The sequence below is a fragment of the Candidatus Frackibacter sp. WG13 genome (assembly GCF_900114655.1).
Classification (GTDB): domain Bacteria; phylum Bacillota; class Halanaerobiia; order Halobacteroidales; family Acetohalobiaceae; genus Frackibacter.
Genome location: NZ_FOTT01000004.1, coordinates 1 through 20,477 on the forward strand (window position 1 = coordinate 1; position 20,477 = coordinate 20,477).

At 34.9% G+C, this 20,477-nt stretch carries 21 protein-coding genes and 2 riboswitches; all 21 genes read right to left on the reverse strand.

Annotation, left to right across the window (positions count from 1 at the left end):
- Window positions 1-128 precede the first annotated feature (128 nt).
- Window positions 129-1,457, reverse strand: coding sequence for a group II intron reverse transcriptase/maturase (gene ltrA / locus BM077_RS03295; protein WP_143062155.1), 1,329 nt, complete (start codon window positions 1,455-1,457; stop codon window positions 129-131).
- A gap of 655 nt (window positions 1,458-2,112) precedes the next feature.
- A complete protein-coding gene (cysD, locus tag BM077_RS03300) occupies window positions 2,113-2,994 on the reverse strand; it encodes a sulfate adenylyltransferase subunit CysD (RefSeq protein WP_090003427.1) in 882 nt (293 codons plus the stop codon).
- Window positions 2,995-3,282: 288 nt separating this feature from the next.
- Window positions 3,283-3,483 carry a sulfur carrier protein ThiS gene (thiS, locus tag BM077_RS03305; protein ID WP_089748351.1) on the reverse strand — a complete coding sequence of 67 codons (201 nt, stop codon included), beginning with the start codon at window positions 3,481-3,483 and terminating at the stop codon, window positions 3,283-3,285.
- Between the two features lie 23 nt (window positions 3,484-3,506).
- Window positions 3,507-4,319: a thiazole biosynthesis adenylyltransferase ThiF gene (gene thiF / locus BM077_RS03310; protein ID WP_089748350.1), complete on the reverse strand. Its 813-nt coding sequence runs from the start codon at window positions 4,317-4,319 to the stop codon at window positions 3,507-3,509.
- Window positions 4,320-4,604: 285 nt separating this feature from the next.
- Window positions 4,605-5,828: an O-acetylhomoserine aminocarboxypropyltransferase/cysteine synthase family protein gene (locus BM077_RS03315; protein ID WP_089748349.1), complete on the reverse strand. Its 1,224-nt coding sequence runs from the start codon at window positions 5,826-5,828 to the stop codon at window positions 4,605-4,607.
- A gap of 79 nt (window positions 5,829-5,907) precedes the next feature.
- Window positions 5,908-6,033, reverse strand: a riboswitch (SAM riboswitch).
- A gap of 32 nt (window positions 6,034-6,065) precedes the next feature.
- The gene (locus BM077_RS03320; RefSeq protein ID WP_089748348.1) at window positions 6,066-6,893 is read right to left on the reverse strand and encodes a MetQ/NlpA family ABC transporter substrate-binding protein; all 828 of its coding nucleotides are present in this window, start codon (window positions 6,891-6,893) and stop codon (window positions 6,066-6,068) included.
- A gap of 39 nt (window positions 6,894-6,932) precedes the next feature.
- Complete coding sequence (locus tag BM077_RS03325; protein WP_089748347.1) at window positions 6,933-7,607, reverse strand: methionine ABC transporter permease; 675 nt, start codon at window positions 7,605-7,607, stop codon at window positions 6,933-6,935.
- Entirely contained in the window at window positions 7,579-8,628 is a 1,050-nt protein-coding gene (locus BM077_RS03330) for a methionine ABC transporter ATP-binding protein (protein ID WP_089748346.1), read from the reverse strand. The genes BM077_RS03325 and BM077_RS03330 overlap by 29 nt, the downstream gene beginning before the upstream one ends.
- 130 nt (window positions 8,629-8,758) lie before the next feature.
- Window positions 8,759-8,886: riboswitch (SAM riboswitch) on the reverse strand.
- A 94-nt stretch (window positions 8,887-8,980) separates the two neighbouring features.
- Window positions 8,981-9,229, reverse strand: coding sequence for a TIGR03905 family TSCPD domain-containing protein (locus tag BM077_RS03335; RefSeq protein ID WP_089748345.1), 249 nt, complete (start codon window positions 9,227-9,229; stop codon window positions 8,981-8,983).
- A 44-nt stretch (window positions 9,230-9,273) separates the two neighbouring features.
- A complete protein-coding gene (locus BM077_RS03340; RefSeq protein WP_089748344.1) occupies window positions 9,274-10,470 on the reverse strand; it encodes a M20 metallopeptidase family protein in 1,197 nt (398 codons plus the stop codon).
- 13 nt (window positions 10,471-10,483) lie between these two features.
- Window positions 10,484-11,422 carry a cysteine synthase A gene (cysK, locus tag BM077_RS03345; RefSeq protein ID WP_089748343.1) on the reverse strand — a complete coding sequence of 313 codons (939 nt, stop codon included), beginning with the start codon at window positions 11,420-11,422 and terminating at the stop codon, window positions 10,484-10,486.
- Window positions 11,423-11,648: 226 nt separating this feature from the next.
- A complete protein-coding gene (gene cysK, locus BM077_RS03350) occupies window positions 11,649-12,572 on the reverse strand; it encodes a cysteine synthase A (RefSeq protein ID WP_218140286.1) in 924 nt (307 codons plus the stop codon).
- 100 nt (window positions 12,573-12,672) lie between these two features.
- Window positions 12,673-13,899: a TIGR00341 family protein gene (locus BM077_RS03355; protein ID WP_089748341.1), complete on the reverse strand. Its 1,227-nt coding sequence runs from the start codon at window positions 13,897-13,899 to the stop codon at window positions 12,673-12,675.
- Between the two features lie 70 nt (window positions 13,900-13,969).
- A complete protein-coding gene (locus BM077_RS03360; RefSeq protein WP_089748340.1) occupies window positions 13,970-14,263 on the reverse strand; it encodes a YerC/YecD family TrpR-related protein in 294 nt (97 codons plus the stop codon).
- A gap of 99 nt (window positions 14,264-14,362) precedes the next feature.
- Window positions 14,363-14,851: a MogA/MoaB family molybdenum cofactor biosynthesis protein gene (locus tag BM077_RS03365; protein WP_089748339.1), complete on the reverse strand. Its 489-nt coding sequence runs from the start codon at window positions 14,849-14,851 to the stop codon at window positions 14,363-14,365.
- The gene (locus BM077_RS03370) at window positions 14,844-15,287 is read right to left on the reverse strand and encodes an MOSC domain-containing protein (RefSeq protein ID WP_089748338.1); all 444 of its coding nucleotides are present in this window, start codon (window positions 15,285-15,287) and stop codon (window positions 14,844-14,846) included. The genes BM077_RS03365 and BM077_RS03370 overlap by 8 nt, the downstream gene beginning before the upstream one ends.
- A 15-nt stretch (window positions 15,288-15,302) precedes the next feature.
- Window positions 15,303-15,797, reverse strand: a complete 495-nt coding sequence (gene moaC, locus BM077_RS03375; RefSeq protein ID WP_089748337.1) for a cyclic pyranopterin monophosphate synthase MoaC — start codon at window positions 15,795-15,797, stop codon at window positions 15,303-15,305.
- A gap of 3 nt (window positions 15,798-15,800) precedes the next feature.
- A complete protein-coding gene (gene moaA, locus BM077_RS03380) occupies window positions 15,801-16,787 on the reverse strand; it encodes a GTP 3',8-cyclase MoaA (RefSeq protein ID WP_089748336.1) in 987 nt (328 codons plus the stop codon).
- A 10-nt stretch (window positions 16,788-16,797) separates the two neighbouring features.
- Window positions 16,798-18,705 carry a molybdopterin biosynthesis protein gene (locus tag BM077_RS03385; RefSeq protein WP_090003429.1) on the reverse strand — a complete coding sequence of 636 codons (1,908 nt, stop codon included), beginning with the start codon at window positions 18,703-18,705 and terminating at the stop codon, window positions 16,798-16,800.
- Window positions 18,706-18,734: 29 nt separating this feature from the next.
- Window positions 18,735-19,961 (reverse strand): molybdopterin molybdotransferase MoeA, encoded by a 1,227-nt coding sequence (locus BM077_RS03390; RefSeq protein WP_089748334.1) that lies wholly within the window; start codon window positions 19,959-19,961, stop codon window positions 18,735-18,737.
- A gap of 98 nt (window positions 19,962-20,059) precedes the next feature.
- Window positions 20,060-20,248: a hypothetical protein gene (locus tag BM077_RS03395; RefSeq protein ID WP_090095135.1), complete on the reverse strand. Its 189-nt coding sequence runs from the start codon at window positions 20,246-20,248 to the stop codon at window positions 20,060-20,062.
- Between the last annotated feature and the right edge of the window lie 229 nt (window positions 20,249-20,477).

Sequence of the window (20,477 nt, forward strand, 5' to 3'; positions counted from 1 at the left end):
TTTGACAGTCGAGTAAAAGCTGATAACTCTAATTAAAGTTATCAGACAGTCCTCTTCAAACCGTACATGAGATTTTCCCTCATACGGCTTCCCTTTAGACTTCATCTAAAGCTTTCACAAGTGTCAGTTTAATAAGCACTAGGTTTTATTAATCCGTATTTCTCAACTAATACCTTGTATGCTCCTTTACTATAGAGCTTGCTTCTTCTCTGACTTTTCCTTTTATAGTACCTGCCTAACCTACACTTTAGGTACCATTCTATATTCCTTTTTGCTTTATTTGGATAACTTACCCCTTCTATGGAAAAATAGTTTATCCAGCCTCTAATTTTTGAGTTTAGTTCATTTGCGATTCTCATTGGCACCAGATGGCCAGATTTCTTTAAATAACTTCCTATTTTCCTTCTTAACTTTTTCAGGGATTTCTTACTCGGGAATACATTCCAATATCTCTTGTCTTCATTAAACAAACTTTTATCAAATCTAAATGTAAACCCTAGAAAATCAAATGATTTCTCCCTAGCTTTTACTGTTTTTGTTTTCTCTTCATTTATTCTAAGACCCATTCTCTCAAGTAATCCTAGTAACGCACCTTTTATCTTACTTGAAATTTTCTTCCCCATCACAACAAAATCATCAGCAAATCTGACAATTTTAATTCTTGCCTCTCTGAATAACTTCCATCCACCATCCACTATTTTATCTAATAGATTTAGATATATGTTGGCTAAAAGTGGAGATATAACCCCTCCTTGAGGAGTTCCTTGCTTACTTTTCTTCCCTCCAGTTATCTTTCCATCTTCCTGTACTGGAGTCTTTAGCCATCCTTTGATTAAGCTTAAAGTATGTTTATCACTCACTCTCTGAGCTACTAATATCATTAGCTTATCATGTGGAATGGTGTCAAAGTAAGAACTTAAATCGGCATCATATACCTCTGTGTTTCCTGCTTTTAAGTTATCTTTGATTTCCTTTATTGCATCTGCTGCACTTCTTTTTGGTCTAAAACCATATGAAATATCTGCAAAATCTGCTTCAAATATTGGTTCTATTACGATTTTGCATGACATTTGTACTACTCTATCTCTTATAGTGGGAATACCTAAAGGTCTTTTCTTCCCGTTTTCTTTTTCTATATAAACTCTTTTGACTGGGGAAGATTTATAGCTTTTAGTCTTTAGTTCTTTATGCAAGCTATTTATGAAGTCTCCTAAACCTTCGTTCTCTATATCTTCAAAACTTACTCCATCTATACCAGGACTTCCATCATTCTTTTTCACCCGGAAATATGCTTCCAGCAAGAATTTCTTTGACATTATCTTATCGTATAGAATATAGAACTTGAATTCTTCTTCTTGCTTTGCTTTTAGATATATCTTCCCCTGAAAGTCTCGTATGCTTTCCTCATCTCGTTGTGGTATGTTATTTGAAATGGGTTGCAATTCTAGGTTTTTCACCAATTTGCAAATACTCCTCTCAACAAAAGATTGTCTAAAGTAATGTCCCTTTGCTAATACAAGTTATTCTGTCTTATATATCATCGCTACTATGGACATCTCCGCATTCTTCTCTGCGATTTCCCATTTCGGTTACCCTTATAGGTAAAATCTTAGGTTGTAATCCCAACAGAAAAGAACTTCTCAAGTTCCTATGCTATCCATTTATATCCACGCCATCTCTTTTAACCCCGATAGTCCCACCTATATGACCATTTTGCTATTTATAGGTAGTGGCAGGTTTCACCCAGTCTCGAGAGGCTGACCGACTATAATTTAGTTTAACGAGGCTACACCAAGTTCACTTTCGTTACGGCTTAGATACTGTCTTGATAGGCTTCTACTTTGACTGTCACCAGCTTCGTAGCTATCTCAACTTCTATTTGAAAATGGTAATTGAATAGATTGGACTTTCACCAATTGGATAAAACATAAGCTTAACTTGACGCTCCAAGACTATACACGAGACTTTTAAAACCTAGATTCATGTTATTCAATATTAATCTACGCCTCATTCATTAACTATGTTTAATTCATTTCTTATTCTTTAAGTTTTTAGTCTGTGTTTGGTCTGCGGAAGTCTGTGTCTAATAAATCTTTAAAGGTTTTATCCGTATTACATATAACCTTCTTTTCTAAGTTCCTCAAGACCTCCACCGTCTTCCTTATCCTGCTCACGACCTGCTCTCTCAGCAATATTAGAAAACTTACCAGTCTTCAACTCTTCAATTATCTCCGCTGGATTACTAGCTGTCGATTCGACAGGGTTAGTACAAGGTGCACATCCTAATGATCTATATCTAGTTCCATCACCTTGATCAAAGTAAAGTGAAACCATCGGAATATTCTCTCGTTCAATATATTCCCAGATATTCAACTCTGTCCAATCTAATAACGGATGAATCCTAACGTGAGTTCCTGGTGCAAAATCAGTCTTATACTGATCCCAAAACTCTGGTGGCTGATCTCCTATCTCCCAGTCATTATTTGTATCTCTTGGAGAGAAGTATCGTTCCTTAGACCGCGTACCTTCCTCATCAGCTCTTACACCGACGATAACACCAGTATACGGCTCAGTATTTTTGTCTATCTCATATTCTCCAGTCTTATGATTCATTCTGTATCTAGGCCAATTACCGTTCAATGTATTCTTTAACCCCGCTGTCTTTAACTTACGACAACAGTCCAATCTAGTCGTATTCCCATCGGGAAAGGTCTGTTTTTCTTCTAAAGCTTTCTTATTTTGACCGTAAATCATATCTAACTTCCACTCCCGAGCTAATCTATCACGATGTTCAATCATCTCCGCAATCTTATAATTTGTATCTATATGCACCAAAGGAATCGGCACATGACCAAAGAACGCCTTCCTTGCTAACCATAATAATACGGTACTATCTTTCCCAATCGACCATAACATACTTAAATTCTTAAATTCACTATAAGCTTCACGTAAAATGTGAATACTTCTATTCTCTAACTTATCTAAATGATCCATGAATTAGTTTGCCTCCTTCTCAATCTCTATCATATGTTTCTTAAAGGTAATAAGTGACAAATATTAAAATTAATTATTAACATCTTTATAAAATATGTTCAATGAGACCACTATATTACAATTGAACAATCAATAAATAATAGTGACCCACATATTAAAGTTTTAATACAATAAATTTCATTCCTGGTTTCTTTTTTAATCTTTTAATATAAATCAAAACTTCATTATTAAAGAAGCTATATTATGTGAATCCTACATAATATAGCCCTTAAACTTATAGCGTAATATTTAGTTGCCGCCTCCCATAAAGAATAACATCTCTACTTCATCGCCATCGCTTAATTCAGTCACTTCAATTCGGTCTTTATTAACCACTTGTTCATTCACCTTGAGAGAAACTAAATCAGGGTTAACATCAAACTCTTCTAATAACTCTAACAAATTACTTGTTTCTGTTTCATGTTTCTCACCATTTACTACCAACTCCATATTATTATTTCACTCCTTTATTTTTAGTCGTTCTCTTGCAGAGAACAATGTATAGTATACTCTTCTAATTCAGTAATTTCTGGTTTAGCACCACAAAGTGAACAATCTGAATTCTGTTCTATCTTCACTTCTCTAAATGATAACTGTAAAGCATCATAAATTACAAGTCTTCCGATTAACGATTCACCAATTCCTAATAAATACTTAATCGCCTCTGTAGCTTGTAAAGTACCAATAGTTCCAGCGATCGCTCCTAAAACTCCTGCTTCTTGACAACTAGGGATACTCCCTGGCTTAGGTGGTTCCGGAAATACACAACGATAACAAGGTCCTTCTTCTGGGTCAATTAATGTTACTTGCCCTTCAAATCGCAAGATTCCACCTTCTACCAAAGGCGTGTTAGTAAATACACACGCATCATTAACTAAATAACGAGCAGCAAAATTATCAACACCATCAATCACTATATCATATTGAGAAACTAAATCTTCTACATTATCTGTCCCAAGACGTTGATTATAAGTTATAATCTCTACGTTCGGATTTAATGCCTCTAAAGTTTCCTTTGCTGAATCAGTTTTAGCTCTTCCTACATCATCAGTACTATGTAGAATCTGTCGCTGTAAATTACTAAGGTCAACTTCATCAAAATCTACAATTCCAATCTTACCTACTCCCGCTGCCACTAAATAGTAGGCTACTGGTGAACCTAGCCCTCCTGCACCTACGACTAATACACTGGATTCTCTTAATTTTGCCTGTCCCTCTACTCCTACTTCTTGTAATAGAATATGCCTACTATATCTTTCGACTTCATCTTCATTAAAATCAAACATTTATTCTCCCCCTTTTATAAGAGTTTATCTATTAAATTGAATATTCCTTAAACAAGATGTCTTAAATCTATTATACCATAATTTATTAGAGACTAAGATTACTACAAAAAAATTAAGTAAACATCTTATACATAACCAAAAATATTATCCCGAGTAATCTCATTGGTTTTTATGTATTTAAGCTAATATAATTATAACAGATAACTTTAATACTTTCAAGGCCATTTAATAAATAATTATAATAAAACCCATCAGTTTACCTGGTATTAATATAAAAAATATAATCTAATCTTTAACATCCTCTAAGGCTCTCGTAAAATCACCTTTAAGGTCTTCTATATCTTCAACTCCAACACTAATTCGAATTAAATCATCGTAGACTCCTAATACTTCTTTTTCTTCTGCTGTATTATTAGCATATATAGTTGAAGCAGGATGGATTACTAATGATTTTACATCACCAATATTAGGCGAGTTATAAAAGTATTGCAAGCTTTCGATAATTTTAAATGCTTTTTCCTTACTACCGACTCTTAAGGTTAACATTCCTCCAAAGCCTACCTGAAACAGATCCTTCGCTCTAGTATGGTATTTATTCTCTTTTAAACCTGGATACGTTACTTCATCTATTTCCGGATTTGAATCTAAGAATTGGGCTAATTCGAATGCATTCTGACAATGCCTTTCTATGCGCAAAGCAAGAGTCGGAATTCCTAATTCGTTTAAGAAAGAGTTCATTGGTGATATGCAAGCACCAAGATTACGAGCAGTCTCTCCTCTTATTTTTGCACTAAATGCAAAATTGCTAAATTCTTTATATTTAGAAAAAGTATTAAATTTACCCCAATTAAAGTTCGCACCATCAATAATAACTCCCCCAATAGAATTAGCAGTTCCGTTTATATACTTAGAGGTTGAATGAATCACTATATTAGCACCTAATTCAATCGGATTAATTAAACAAGGACTAGTCATTGTATTATCAACTATTAATGGTACTCCTTTTTCTTTGCACAATTCAGCAATCCCCTTAATGTCAGGTATATCTAATTTAGGATTACCCAATGTCTCTAAGAAGACAAATTTAGTCTTATTATTTAATAGTTCTGCTATATCATTCTTCTCCACCCCAGAAGCAAATCTAGGTTTGATACCATAATTTTTATAACTTTTAAATAAATTATAAGTTCCGCCAAACAAAGAGCTAGTCGCAATAAATTCATCACCTTCTTCTAAAATTGCTAAAGTACAAGTAGTAATTGCTCCCATTCCTGAAGAACATAATAGAGCAGTCTCGCCTTGTTCTAATGTAGCTAATTTTTGCTCTACATTACTAATAGATGGATTCCCCACCCTAGTATATGTATAACCTGGAGCCTTATTATTAAATACCGCTTCTAAATCTTCAGGTTTTTCATAAGCAAAAGAGTTACTTAAATATACTGGTGTATTTGTAGACCCATTTGCATCTTTAGAATCAAAATTGACTAATTTTGTATTAAATTTCATTAATATTTCCTCCTCTATCTCTTATTACAAAAACCTCTTCTCAGAAATGAGAAGAGGTTTTTGTTCGTTACCTAACCTTTTCTCATCTTTCAGTAAGAAATAGCAATTCTTACTGTAGGATTTAGCACCTGTTTAGTAATTGAATACAATTACTACTGGTTGCTGGGTTTCATTGGGCCAGTCCCTCCACCGCTCTTGATAAGAAGAATTTACTTTTATCTAATCATTACTCGAACTTTAGAATGTAGGTACAATAGCACCTTTATACTTCTCTTGAATGAATTTCTTCACAGTCTTAGAAGTTAATACATCTGCTAATTGATTTAATGCTTCGTTATTTTTATCTTCAGTTCTAACTGCTAATATATTAGCATATGGCGATTCACTACCTTCCATAATGATTGCATCTTTAGTTGGTACTAAGTCAGCCTCTAATGCATAATTAGTATTAATCACTGCTGCTGTTACATCAGTTAATACTCTTGGTAATTGTGCCGCTGCTAACTCTTCAAACTTTAAATCCTTTGGATTTTCTACAATATCTACTGGTGTTGCTTCTAAACCAGCATCTTTATCTAATTTGATTAAACCATTCTTTTCTAATAATAATAGGGCACGACCTTCATTCGTAACATCATTAGGAAGAGCAATTGTAGCTCCTTTTTTAAGCTCTTTTAGCGAACTAATCTTTTCAGAATAAAGCCCCATTGGTTCAATATGAATTTTATTAATATAAGTAAGGTCTAACCCTCTTTCTTCTTTAAAGTTATTTAAATAAGGAACATGCTGAAAATAATTAGCATCGATACTTCCATCTGCCAAAGCAATATTAGGCGTTACATAATCAGTAAATTCCTTAATCTCTAACTCAATCCCTTTCTTAGCTAGCAACGGCTTTACTTTCCTTAAGATTTCTGCATGTGGTACCGGTGTTGCTCCTACAACCAATTTTGTCTGTTCTGCCTTTCCTTTAGTCTCAGTAGCTTGATTCCCACTGCAGCCTACTACTAAACCTACTATTAATACTAACAAAATAGAAATTACAATTCTTTTACTCTTTAACATTAATACTCACTCCTCATCTTTCTTTTATTTTTAAAAATATTAAGTTGCTTTGTTTAGTTTACTTGATAACCAATTGCCTATTGATTGAATCAATTGTACTAAAACGACTAAGATAACTACTGTTTGTAACATTACATCTCCTTGAAAACGCTGATAACCATATCTAATTGCTATATCTCCTAGTCCACCTCCTCCAACTGCTCCTACAATTGCAGAATACCCAATCAAACTAATCAAAGCTAATGTTATTCCCAATATTAATGATGGTAATGCTTCAGGAATTAATACTTTAGTAATAATCTCCCATGGAGTAGCTCCCATCGCCTGTGCAGCCTCTACCACTCCAGGGTCTACTTCTTTTAATGAATTTTCAACAATACGTCCTATAAAAGGAATTGCTGCTACAGCCAAAGGAACAATTGCTGCTGTAGTACCAATTGAAGTCCCTACTATCAGTCTAGTAAAAGGAATAATTGCTACCATCAAAATAATGAACGGAATTGAACGAGCAACATTAATTATTGAGCCTAAAATGAAATTTATCTCTTTCTTTTCTAAAATACCATTTGGTTCTGTAACCACCACTCCTACTCCTAATGGAATCCCGAAAAATACAGCAATCATCATCGAAACTAAGACCATATATAATGTTTCTTGCAATCCTTGCAACAATAATTCTGAATTACTAGCTAACTGTCCTAACATCTCTGTCATTTCTAATCACCTCTATCTTTAAGTTCTGTTCTTCTAAGTAATTAACTGCCTGTTTAACTGAAAAATTATTTCCTGTTATCTCAATTAAGAGGATTCCAAATGAGGTCTCTTGTATCTTATCTATATTGCCATACAAAATATTAGCATCTACATCACACTCTTTAATGACGTTAGATATAATCGGCTCTTTTACTGATTTGCCAACAAATGAAACCTTGATTAGCTTTCCAGTTTCTGGTTCTATAACACTCTTTCTTTCGTAGAACTCTTCTGGTATATCGGCATTAATTACACTCTGAACAAATCTTTTAGTCGTATCATGCTGTGGATTAGTAAAGACTTGAATCGTCTCTCCTTCTTCTATAATTGAACCTTTTTCTAAAACCGCTACCTTATCACAGATCTGTTTAATCACTTCCATTTCATGAGTAATTAAGACGACTGTAATTCCTAATTGGTGATTAATATCCTTCAATAAATCTAAAATCGAATCTGTAGTCTGTGGATCTAAAGAAGAAGTTGCTTCATCACATAATAGTAACTTCGGATCATTAGCTAAAGCTCTAGCAATACCTACTCTCTGTTGTTGCCCACCACTTAACTGTGCTGGATAATTATTAGTTTTATCAGCTAATCCAACTAGTTCTAATAATTCATCAACTTTAACCCTGATCTGCTCTTTATCCACTCCTGCTAATTCTAATGGAAATGCCACATTATCAGCTACAGTTCTACTTTGCAATAGGTTAAAATTTTGAAAGATCATTCCAATCTTCTTTCTAGCTTTTCTTAATTTCTTAGTGTTTAAAGTAGTTAAATCTTGACCATCTACAATCACTTGTCCTTCAGTAGGTTCTTCTAACAGATTCAAACAACGGATAAAACTACTCTTCCCGGCGCCACTAGGTCCAATAATCCCAAATATTTGACCTGCCTCAATCTCTAAGTTAACATTCTTTAAGGCAACTACTTGACCTTCTTCGCTATTGTATACTTTGCTGAGTTCTTTAATTTGAATCATATTATCACCCTTCTTAAATTTAAGACTCTTCTATAATCTCTTAATTAAAATATTATTAGCTAAATCATAGAGTATAGTAACATCAAAAAAACCTCTTCTCAATGAGAAGAGGTTAAAATTTCTAAGACCTTTCTCATCTTTCAATAAAAGTATTTGTATACTTTTACTGCAGGATTTGGCACCGCTATAGTAACTAACGACGTTACTACCGGTTGCCGGGTTTCATCGGGCCAGTCCCTCCACCTCTCTCGATAAGAGCATATTATTTAGTTACTTATATAAGCTACTAACATGATAACACGATAATAATTCTTTGTCAAGAAGAATTCGTTTTTAATTTTTTCCTTATATTCTAATTCTTATCTTCTAAAGTAGCGACTATTGCTTTGCTTAATTGGTCTGGACAAGAAGTCCCATTACGACAAGTAATTCCTCTCAACTTATTTACTACTTCTTCAACCTCCATACCTTTAACTAGAGTAGCTATGGCTTCTAAATTACCACCACAGCCTCCCCTAAATTCAATATCTTTAATAGTTCCTTCTTCTATTGCAAAACTGATCTCTTTTGAACATACTCCTTCTGGCTTAAAGCTTTTCATCAAACTAGCCTCCTAATACTTTAAAACAAATTTCTTTTATATAATTAAGATTTACTCTGGTCTAGTAAGTAATCATAAGCTAATTGTCCCAAAATTGCAGTTCCTATAGATAATGCTGCTTCATCTAAATTAAACTTAGGATGATGCCAAGGATATATCTCCCCAGAAGATTTTCCTGCTCCTAAATGAGCAAAGACTCCAGGCACTTTTCGAGCATAATAGGCAAAATCTTCTCCTCCCATAGAAGGATTATTTAATTGCAAAGTCTTTCTTTTACCTATAATTTGGTCACTTGCATTCTCAATATAATTAACCATTATCTTATCATTATCTAAAATTGGATACCCCTTTTCATACGTTAAATCATATTCAGCATTAAAACTATCAACTACCCCTGAGATAGTCTTCTCAATCAACTGAGGCATCTTCTTTCTCAGTTCATAATTAAGAGTACGCACCGTCCCTGCAAAGTTGACTTCTTCAGCTATTACATTAAAACTACTTCCACCTTGTAACTCACCAATACTTAAAACTACTGCTTCTAAAGGATCAACTTGGCGACTAACTATCGTCTGTAAGGCTTGAATCACATGGGTAGTGACAATGATTGGATCTACTGTCTGATGAGGCGCCGCTCCATGGCCACCTTGCCCTTTAATCTTAACTGTAAATTTATCGGCTGCGGCCATAATAGGTCCCTCTTTAACTGCTAACATTCCGGTTGGTAGTTGAGGATTAACATGTAAAGCAGCAATTGCATCTACTTCTGGTGTAGACAATACACCATCACTAATCATACCTTTAGCTCCTCCAGGTGGCTGCTCTTCATTAGGTTGGAAGATAAACTTGATGTTACCAGGTAGCTTAATTTCTGTTTCAGTTAATAACTTAGCTACCCCCAACACCATAGCCACATGAGCATCATGACCACAAGCATGCATCACACCATTATTTTGAGAAGCATATGGTAAGTCAGTTTCTTCCTGAATAGGTAAAGCATCCATATCAGCACGCAAAGCAATCGTAGGACCATTATCGTCACCACTTAGGACCCCTACAACTCCCGTATTGCCTACTTCAGTCTCTACCTCTATATCTAATTCTCTTAACACATCAGCAATTAAATTAGCTGTCTTGAATTCTTTACATCCTAATTCTGGATAAGCATGTATCTGACGACGCCATTCTATTATCTCATCTGCTAAAGCTGCCGCTTCTTCTTTAAATTTTATCTCTTTCATTATTAAAGTAAGACTACTCTCCTTTCTTACCTAATCTAAAGTATTTATGAACACTAAAGTATCTTTCACCTGTATCTGGTAAAATAGTGACTACTTTTTGGTCAGGTTCTAGTTCTTCTGCCACTTTAATCGCCGCTAGAACATTGGCACCTGCTGAAATACCTACTGATAAGGCTTCGTCATAAGCAAGTTTTAATGAAGTTTGGAATGCTTCATCATCATCAATCTTGATTACTCTATCATATATATTAGTATTCAATACTTCCGGTATAAATCCTGCTCCAATCCCTTGAATCTTATGGGGACCAGGTCTTTCTTCAGATAATACAGCTGAATCTTCAGGTTCAACAGCGTAGACCTGTACTCCATCAACTTCATTCTTTAAAACTTGTCCTACCCCTGTTAATGTGCCTCCAGTCCCTACTCCAGCTACAAAAGCATCTAAATCACTATCGACAGCTTCTAAAATTTCCTGAGCTGTAGTCTTTCTATGTGCTTCTGGATTTGCCGGATTTTCAAACTGCCGGGGCATAAAACAATTATCATATTCTGCTTCTAATTCTTCAGCCTTCTTGATAGCCCCTTGCATTCCTGCTTCTGCTGGAGTCAATACTAGGTCAGCTCCATAAGCACTAAGCAATCTCCTTCGCTCCATACTCATTGACTCTGGCATCGTTAAGACTACTTTATAACCTTTAGCTGCCCCTACTAAAGCCAAACCAACTCCTGTATTACCACTAGTCGGTTCTACAATAGTCCCGCCTGATTTCAATCTTCCTTTCTTCTCAGCATCTTCAATCATACTTAAAGCAATTCTATCTTTAACGCTACGTCCAGGGTTAAAGAATTCTAATTTAGCAAAGACTTGGGCACCGTTAGCTGGACTCATCTTTTTTAGCTCAACTAATGGTGTCTTACCAATTAATTTAGTAACGTTCTCAATAACCTTCATCCTTAGTTCTACCTCCTATATAGCTCTATGCTCTTATATAATTAGCTAAGTAAATTTTATAATAAAATTTCAAGGATAAGTAACACAGAATTTTTAAGTGTCAGCAATTAATTATAAAAAATTCTTAATTTTAAAATTTGTTTATATAATGAAAATACCGGGACTAAAAACCGTTCTTTTTAGCCCCGATAATAAATGACAATTATAGTATAGTCTAATCTAACCTTTATTTAATTTCGAATAGATCTGTACTTAAGTATCGTTCACCGGTATCTGGAGCAATAACTACTAATTTCTTATCGCTACCTAATTCCTTAGCTACCTTTAATGCAACTGTTACTGCTGCTCCAGAAGAGATTCCAACTAGGAGACCTTCTTCCTTTGCCAATCTACGTGCTGTCTCTTTTGATTCATCATTAGTTACTTGAATGGTATCATCTAACAGACCTGTATTTAGTACTTCTGGTATGAATCCAGCACCAATTCCTTGGATTTGATGAGGACCAGGATCACCACCGGATATAACCGGAGAACCCTCAGGTTCTACTGCATAAACTTTTACGTCATCTAACTCTTCTTTTAACACTTGTCCGACACCGGTCACTGTCCCACCAGTTCCTACTCCAGCTACAAAAGCATCTAAATCATTATCGACAGCTTCTAAAATTTCCTGAGCTGTAGTCTTCCTATGTACTTCCGGATTAGCCGGATTCTCAAATTGTTGTGGCATGAAGTAGTCATCATTCTCTTCATCTAACTCCTTAGCTTTTTCAATTGCTCCTGGCATACCATCTTCTCCAGGAGTCAATACTAACTCTGCTCCATAAGCACTAAGCAGCTGTCTTCGTTCCATACTCATTGAATCAGGCATAGTCAAAACTACTTTATAGCCCTTTGCTGCTCCTACTAATGAAAGACCGATTCCTGTATTGCCACTAGTCGGTTCTATAATAGTCCCACCTGGTTTCAAATCTCCATTCTCTTCTGCAGCTTCAATCATGCTTAGAGCAATCCTATCCTTAACACTTCCTCCTGGATTAAATGCTTCTAATTTAACGTAAATATCAGCAGCGTCTTCATCAACGATTCGGTTTAATTTTACTAACGGAGTTTGACCTATTAATTGTGCTACATTATCAACTTTTTTCACAATAATTCCTCCTTAAATCGATTTTTGAACTAATCCCTACTAAATCACTCAGAATATATGTTATTTTAATTCTATCAGAAGCAAGAAATCTTGTCAAGCACTAATCTAAGGGTAATTGAAATCTTTTAGTCTGAACTACTTCAAAGTAAATTCTAACATCAGGACCAAGTTTTCTCCTAATTCTCTTTTCTAGTAATTCAAAAAAATGTTCATTAGTTCCTTGTGGAGTATAAATGAATAACTCTACTTCATTACCAGTAACTTGAATCCTTAGTAAGTCGGTTTCTAACTCATCTCCAAAACTATCTCTATATATCTTACGCACTATCTCTTCTGGCTTTTCTTTAATCATCCGCTGATAGGTTATCCAAGAAAGAGGTAAACTCAAAATTATAACAGCAGCTATTATCAACGTTAAGCTTTTTTTAATCAATTTCTCCGCTTTGAATTTATACCAAATCTGTGGTTTCAATCCTTTAAAATAAAAGACTCCAATAATAGCTAGAATCAAAGCCAAATAGTTACCTCCTAAAAGTAATAAAGCTCCCCCTACCATAGATAAGTTTAATAAAGAAATCCCGATGCCAACAGTACACATTACCGGAATTAAAGCAGCAGCAATTACCACCCCAACAATCTGAGCTCTAACACCGGAGATCAATGAATAAGCACCTGCACCTCCTGCAGCTAGTGCTACTAAAATATCTGCTACTGTCGGAAACATTCTTACTCTTAAAGCATTAGTAATGGCTATATTTGGTGTAATAGCCCCCATTAATAACCCAATAATTACAGCTATTAATAAGACTGCTGTTTCTGACATTATCCCTTTGCCCATTAATTTGAAATCCCCTAAGACAATTCCCATAGCGATTGCTACAATTGGACCAAATACCGGAGCAATAATCATTGAACCTACAATCACAGGGGTATTATCTAATATCAAACCCATGGATGCTATAATTGCAGCCATAATAGCTAAAAATATAAAATGGTCATTAATCGTAGAATTATTCTGAGCATATGTAACTAATGATTCCCGATTGGCTTTAAATGAAGACTCTTCAATCTTATCTTTATCACGAGGAATAATTGTATCTGGCGTAAAGATAACCATACTCCTATCATCATCCTCTTCAAAATTAAAATGTTCAGAAAGATTATCTAGAACTACATCTGTATTTCCATATAATAGATTAATAATTAAAAGATCACCCGTTTCAGATGTGATTAACTTATAATCCTTAATATCTAAACCTAAAGTCTCTAGTAATTCTATCGCTTCCTTCCCCTCACCAGGACGAAAAGTAGCTTGAACTACCTGCATAAAAAAACCTCCCTATCTTAAACGACTAAGCTATCTCTTAGTATGTTTAATTAGGAAGGAATTTATCACCTTATTCATCTGTAAAAACTCTTTCTAGAATTAATCGATATCCACCAGCGCCATAGTTCAAACATCTCTTTACTCTACTAATAGTTGCCGTACTAGCCCCAGTAACCTCAGCAATTTTATCATAAGTTGCTCCCTCATTTAACATCTTAGCAACCTCTAATCTCTGTCCCATCAATTTGATCTCATTAACGGTACATATATCCTCAAAAAACTTATAGGATTCATCTATTGATTCTAATGCTAAAATTGCTTCAAAAAGTTGATCTGTAAAGTCATCTTTCAAATGTGAGCTCACTAAAAACACCTCCAGGTAAAAGCCTTTACCTATATTATAACGAATCTTTGCTAAAAATGCTAGTGCTTTAAAGTATTAAAGTGGAATAAAGTATTAAGTTTAACGAGCGCAATCGCCTACTTCGCCTCTAATCAACTCTATTGCGTGGGGGATTGCTGGTAAAATAACTTCTAAACACTCACTTACCGCTTTAGGACTACCTGGTAGATTAACTATTAAACTCTCTTGTAATATTCCAGATACTGCCCGAGATAACATAGCCCGATTAGTCACTTTTAAGCTCTCCATCCTCATTGCTTCAGCCAAGCCAGGTACTTCTTTCTCTATTAATTCTAAAGTAGCATCTGGAGTTACATCACGAGGTCCCAGACCAGTACCTCCAGTAGTTAAGAGTAGCTCAACATTCTCCTTATTAATCATCTTTAGCATTACTTCTTTTAATTCTTCTTTTTCATCCGGTACAATTTGATAACTGACTACCTCACCATTTATTTCAGCTACTATCTCTTTAATTACTTGTCCACTCTCATCTTCACGTTCACCTTTAGAACCTTTATCACTGGCTGTAATGATACCAACTCTAATCATTATCTACCACCTCAATCTTATCTCCCGGTTCTACCTTTCCTCCCTGAATTACTTTAGCAAAGATTCCTTCCCGAGGCATTACACAATCTCCAGCTTGATGATAAATAGCACACCGGTCATGACACTCTTTTCCTTGTTGAGTAATCTCAAGCACTACCTCATTATTAACTCTAATTCGACTACCAATCTCTAAGTCAAGTAGATCAATTCCCTTAGTAGTTAAATTTTCAGCAAAATCACCTGCACTTACATCTAGACCTTTATCTATCATCTTATCTATGCTCTCCTGAGCCAAGAGACTAACCTGTCGATGCCAGTCTCCAGCATGAGCATCACCGACAATCCCATGATTCTCCTTTAAAGTAACAGCATTTTTATTAGTCTTCTGTTCACCCTTATTCTTACTAATTGATACTGCTAAAATTTCTGCCATCAATACCACTCCTTAAGTTTAATCGATCTCTCTAACAAAATCACCACTTTGGCCACCGGTCTTCTTTAATAATCGAATTTCTCCAATTTCCATTCCTTTATCTACCGCTTTACACATGTCATAAATAGTTAAAGCAGCAGTTGAAACTGCGGTTAAAGCTTCCATCTCAACTCCTGTCTGTGAACTTATCTTTACTTCCGCTACAATTCTAATATAGCTATCTTCATCATTAATCTCAAAATCTAAATCAACACCGGTTAAATTTAACGGATGACACATAGGTATAATATCACTAGTCTTCTTTGCATTCATAATACCAGCGATTTGGGCTACACCTAATACATCACCCTTTTTAATCTTTGCTTCTTGAATTCGGTTAATAGTCTCAGCACTAGTATAAACTTTACCTTCAGCAATTGCCTTTCTCTCTGTTACTGGCTTCTTACTGACATCGACCATCTTAGCTCTTCCTGCTTCATTAAAGTGGGTAAAATCCTGTCCCTTTTCAGTCATAGATTAACCTCCTATCTGCGACATCTTTCTTTGGTTAGTATTAAAATTAGAAAGATCCTCTATTCCTAAACCTTTTTTAGGCTTATTAAAAATAGAATTAGCAATTGCTCGTTCCAACTCTTCATTGTTTACTCCCGCCCGTAATAGCTCTTTAATGTTAAATTCATTATCAGCATGTAGACAAGGCTTTAAAAATCCATCGGCAGTTAAACGAACCCTATTACAATCACTACAATAATGATCAGAAATAGGACTAATAAAACCAAGCTTCCCTTTAGCTTTTGGAAAACGATAATACTTAGCCGGTCCATTTCCTTGCTTAACTTCAGCCGGTATAAGACCATCAATCTTATTTAATTCTCTCTTAACATCCGCAATCGAAATATATTTCTCATCTGCCCAATTATAGCTTTCCCCTAAAGGCATCAATTCAATAAATCTAACTGCAACCTCACTATCTAAAGTCAGTTTAGCAAAATCTTCTATTTCATCATCATTAACTCCTCTAATTAATACTACATTTAACTTAATCGGATTTAAATCTGCTTTTTGTGCTTCTTTAATACCTAACATCACCTGAGATAAAGAATGATTGGTACGACTTATTTCATCAAACTTCTTAGTCTGCAATGTGTCTAAACTAATATTAACTCTATCTAATCCTGCTTCTGCTAAATCACTAGCATATTTGGCTAATAAAGTTCCATTAGTAGTCATTGCTAAATCTTCTATGCCTAATTCTTTAATATCTCTAATAAAGTCAATTAAACCCTTCCTTACCAGAGGTTCTCCCCCGGTCAATCTTACCTTACTGACTCCTAACTTAGTAGCTGTTTTTATGATCTTATATAACTCTTCATAACGAAGGATATCATTACAACCTTTTAATTCAACTCCATCTTCTGGCATACAATAAAAACACCTTAAATTACAACGATCAGTAACTGACACTCTTAAATAATCAATTTCTCGTCTATAATTATCTTGCATTAGTCAGCACCTACTTTCTATATATAATCTCTCCTGTCTCCTTCGTATCATAACCTAATATATTCTTCAATCGTGTTTTAAATTTAGACGACTTAACTATTTCCCATAAACTCTGCATCCTATCAGTTGCAAATTCTGTTTCTGATAATACTAAATTAAGATTAACCTGTCCTAAAGAAATAAATTCTAAACCAAACAACTCAGCTACTCCTTGACTAACCAACCCCACGTCCACAATACCTTCTTTAATTAAATTAGCCACACCTAAATCTGTACTTTCTTCATGTTCATATCCCCTTATGATTTTATCATTAATCTTTAAATTTTGCAATTTATTGTCTAAAACTTCTCTGCTAGCCGCTCTTTGCTGCCTATTAACAAATAATACATCTTCTTTAACTAAATCCTGTAATTCATTAATCGCCTTTGGATTTCCAGAAGCAACAGCTAAACCTATTTGACTCCTAACTAAGTTAACCACTACTAATTGTTGCTCCAACTCTTCCATTGATGAGATGGTTTCTTTAAGAGTCTCAAGGTTATTCGTTTTCAATAATGCCATATTAGCTTGTTTCTGTCTTAAAAATTCTAACCCAGTCCTACTATCTACATCTTTAAGATGTAAGTTTAATTCTGCATCTAAAGCTAACTGATCCTTTAATAATTCAAAAACATAGTCCTGCTCTCCAACCGCCAATAAATTCTGTCTATAATTTATTCCTTTGTGAAGCTCTACATTAATCTTATCTTCAACTTGTAAGCCTTGACTTAATGCTGGAACTCTTATAAAACCATCGGCCTTCGCCACTGAATTAATTGCACCAGCTCCTCGCTTAAGCGGTATCGCCTTTAAAGTACCATCTATTTCTACTAGCTTAACCCGTATAAATTCTTCTTGTCCTAATTTAGAAATTAATTTCTGAACTAACCCTGCTTCTACTTCTAATGGTTTGCTAATCGATAAGCCTAAAAAAGTTTCTATTAGTGGTTTAACAAAAAGTTGCGTATTTAAATAAGCTGAAACCGGATAACCTGGCACGCCAATTACTAACTTTCCATTGACTAATCCAGCCATTAATGGTTTCCCTGGCTTAATGGCTACACCATGGAAAAGTAATTCTCCTAAGTCTTCAATCACTTGCGAAGTATAATCTTCACTACCAGCCGAAGACCCAGCAATAATTAATACTATATCATGTTCCTTGCTTAAGTTTTCAACTTTCTTTTTAATTAGTTCATAATCATCTTTAATCTTATCAAGCCTGCTCGGTTGTCCTCCCCATTCTTGCACCTGACTACTAATTACACGTGAATTATATTCAACGACATTTCCCGCTTCTAATTGAACACCTGGCTCCACTAATTCAGTCCCAGTTGGTAAGATAGCAACTACAGGTTCTTTATTAACTTTTATCTCTGTTACTCCTGACGCTAAAAGACTCCCTATCTCTGCAGGACCAATTTTAGTATTAGCTGATAAAACTAATTCCGCAGCATTAATATCTTCTCCAATAGCTCTTATATGCTGCCACGGTGTAGCAGCTTGAGTAATCTCTAAAGTATCCTTGTCTATCTGATTGACATCCTCAATCATAATTACTCCGTTACATCCTTCAGGAATCGGTTCTCCAGTATCAATAAAGAAGACTTCTTCACCAATAGTTAATTCTTTAGGATTACGGTCACTAACTCCAAACGTAACCTCTACGTCTACAGCTACCCCATCCATAGCTGAAGCATAATAATGTGGTGCCGAACTTTTAGCAAAAACAGCTTCAGCATTAACTCTATTTAAAGCTTCTTCTACAGGAATTACCTCTGTCTTCTTCTTTGAATACTTTGCTCTAAAATTATCTAAAATTATCTTCCGCGCTTCTGATAAAGGAACTTTATCTAAATAAATATTTCTATCCTTCATTCTTTACACCTCACTTGCAAAATTAATTACTATAATAACTCTACTTCTACTTCTTCCCCAGTCACTAAACCTTCTTTAGATAAAGGAACTTTAACTAAACCATCAGCCTCTACCATAGTCATAATTAAGCTTGATCCTCCACGAACAGGTTTAGCTACTAGACCTGTTTCCTCTTCTTCCAATTTTACGCGCAAATAATCTTCTCTTCCTGGTGCTGAACTCAAGTTCTGACTAAACTTTGCTTTAACAGTATTTAATTTATTCTTAACTCCCATTCTTTTCTTAATATAAGGCGCCACAAACTTTTTGAAGATCACCATCACCGAGACAGGATGACCTGGCAATCCGTAAACCGGCACATCATCTATCATAGTAAAGATAGTTGGTTTTCCTGGTTTAACAGCGACACCATGAATTAATACTCCATCGTCTCCGTTCTCATCTAAAACTTCATAAGTCACATCTCTAGTTCCTACTGAACTACCACCAGAGATGACCAAGAAATCAACTTTCTTCACCAAATCTTCAATCGCTGCTTTAAGGCTAGCAAATTCATCTTCAACAATCTTACCTTCAACAGTTATAGCACCTAATTCTTCAATTAGACTTCCCAAAGAATAAGTATTTATATCACGCGTTTGACCTAGTTCTAAATCGTTCCCTAATGATATCAATTCATCTCCTGTAGAAATGACACCTACTTTAGTCTTTTTATATACTAATATTTCTTCTACTCCTACCCCAGCTAGAGCACCTATATCTTGCGGCCTTAGTTGGTGATTCCTAGGTAATAATTGCTGACCCGCTTCAATATCACTACCTTTGCTCACTATATTCTGACCTGGAGAAACGGATTTAAAGATTTGAACCCTTTCTTCCTCAAGTAATGTATCTTCAACCATAACGACTGCATCTGCGCCTGAAGGTAACATTCCCCCAGTAGGAATCTTAACTGCCTCTCCCTTCTCTAATTTCATTGTTGGTTCAATCCCCATTCTTACTTCACCAATCAGCTCTAAAGTTTGAGGTTTCTCTTCACTAGCCCCAAAAGTATCTTCGGCTTTTACAGCATAACCATCCATTACCGACTTAGTAAAAGCCGGCAAACTCTCTGGTGCCATTACATTTTCTGCAGTTACCCGGTCTAAAGCTTGAGTAATATGAATTTTTTCTTTAGAATTAGACTGCAAACTACTAATATTGTCTTCAATAATCTGTCGTGCTTCTACAGAAGTAATTAATTCAAAAAATTCCATAATCCAAACTCCTTCCACCTAATTAATAAATAGTCTATTCCAAAAGTACCACCTTGCAATTAAACTATCCAAATCAATCTATTTAAATTAATTATTCCCTAAAAACATCCTAATTGACAATTTTTTATTTTAATATTAACTTCATTAGCTATTTCACCTATTCTTCGTGTAGATACCCCTAACTCTTCAGCTAATTCTTGTGCCACCTTACATTTTAAAGCCTTATCGCTAGCCTTCTCATTAATTGATTCTATAACTTCTTCCTTCTTTGATTTCCTCGATGCCAATCTAATACTACCTCCTCTATTAAACTACCTTTTTATTCATTCTAAGTGAATATATCTATTATAATAATCTTGCATAATTAATTACGGACGCCAAAAAATTCCGTATTAATTATGCTTGAAATTTAATTATGAAATTTTCTTAACTACATAATTATTTCACGGTTTAAAAACAAATTCCTCTATACCTCTGTAAATTAGAAAGCAGCCAAACTTAATATAAGTCTGACCG

What these genes read in the sequence shown, in the direction of transcription:
- BM077_RS03325 (WP_089748347.1), bottom strand. Translation starts at nt 7,607, where the DNA reads ATGACAGAGATGTTAGGACAGTTAGCTAGTAATTCAGAATTATTGTTG.
- BM077_RS03320 (WP_089748348.1), bottom strand. Translation starts at nt 6,893, where the DNA reads ATGTTAAAGAGTAAAAGAATTGTAATTTCTATTTTGTTAGTATTAATA.
- BM077_RS03390 (WP_089748334.1), bottom strand. Translation starts at nt 19,961, where the DNA reads ATGGAATTTTTTGAATTAATTACTTCTGTAGAAGCACGACAGATTATT.
- BM077_RS03385 (WP_090003429.1), bottom strand. Translation starts at nt 18,705, where the DNA reads ATGAAGGATAGAAATATTTATTTAGATAAAGTTCCTTTATCAGAAGCG.
- BM077_RS03315 (WP_089748349.1), bottom strand. Translation starts at nt 5,828, where the DNA reads ATGAAATTTAATACAAAATTAGTCAATTTTGATTCTAAAGATGCAAAT.
- BM077_RS03335 (WP_089748345.1), bottom strand. Translation starts at nt 9,229, where the DNA reads ATGAAAAGCTTTAAGCCAGAAGGAGTATGTTCAAAAGAGATCAGTTTT.
- thiS (WP_089748351.1), bottom strand. Translation starts at nt 3,483, where the DNA reads ATGGAGTTGGTAGTAAATGGTGAGAAACATGAAACAGAAACAAGTAAT.
- BM077_RS03355 (WP_089748341.1), bottom strand. Translation starts at nt 13,899, where the DNA reads ATGCAGGTAGTTCAAGCTACTTTTCGTCCTGGTGAGGGGAAGGAAGCG.
- cysD (WP_090003427.1), bottom strand. Translation starts at nt 2,994, where the DNA reads ATGGATCATTTAGATAAGTTAGAGAATAGAAGTATTCACATTTTACGT.
- cysK (WP_089748343.1), bottom strand. Translation starts at nt 11,422, where the DNA reads ATGAAGGTTATTGAGAACGTTACTAAATTAATTGGTAAGACACCATTA.
- thiF (WP_089748350.1), bottom strand. Translation starts at nt 4,319, where the DNA reads ATGTTTGATTTTAATGAAGATGAAGTCGAAAGATATAGTAGGCATATT.
- moaA (WP_089748336.1), bottom strand. Translation starts at nt 16,787, where the DNA reads ATGCAAGATAATTATAGACGAGAAATTGATTATTTAAGAGTGTCAGTT.
- BM077_RS03330 (WP_089748346.1), bottom strand. Translation starts at nt 8,628, where the DNA reads ATGATTCAAATTAAAGAACTCAGCAAAGTATACAATAGCGAAGAAGGT.
- BM077_RS03340 (WP_089748344.1), bottom strand. Translation starts at nt 10,470, where the DNA reads ATGAAAGAGATAAAATTTAAAGAAGAAGCGGCAGCTTTAGCAGATGAG.
- moaC (WP_089748337.1), bottom strand. Translation starts at nt 15,797, where the DNA reads ATGACTGAAAAGGGACAGGATTTTACCCACTTTAATGAAGCAGGAAGA.
- BM077_RS03365 (WP_089748339.1), bottom strand. Translation starts at nt 14,851, where the DNA reads ATGATTAGAGTTGGTATCATTACAGCCAGTGATAAAGGTTCTAAAGGT.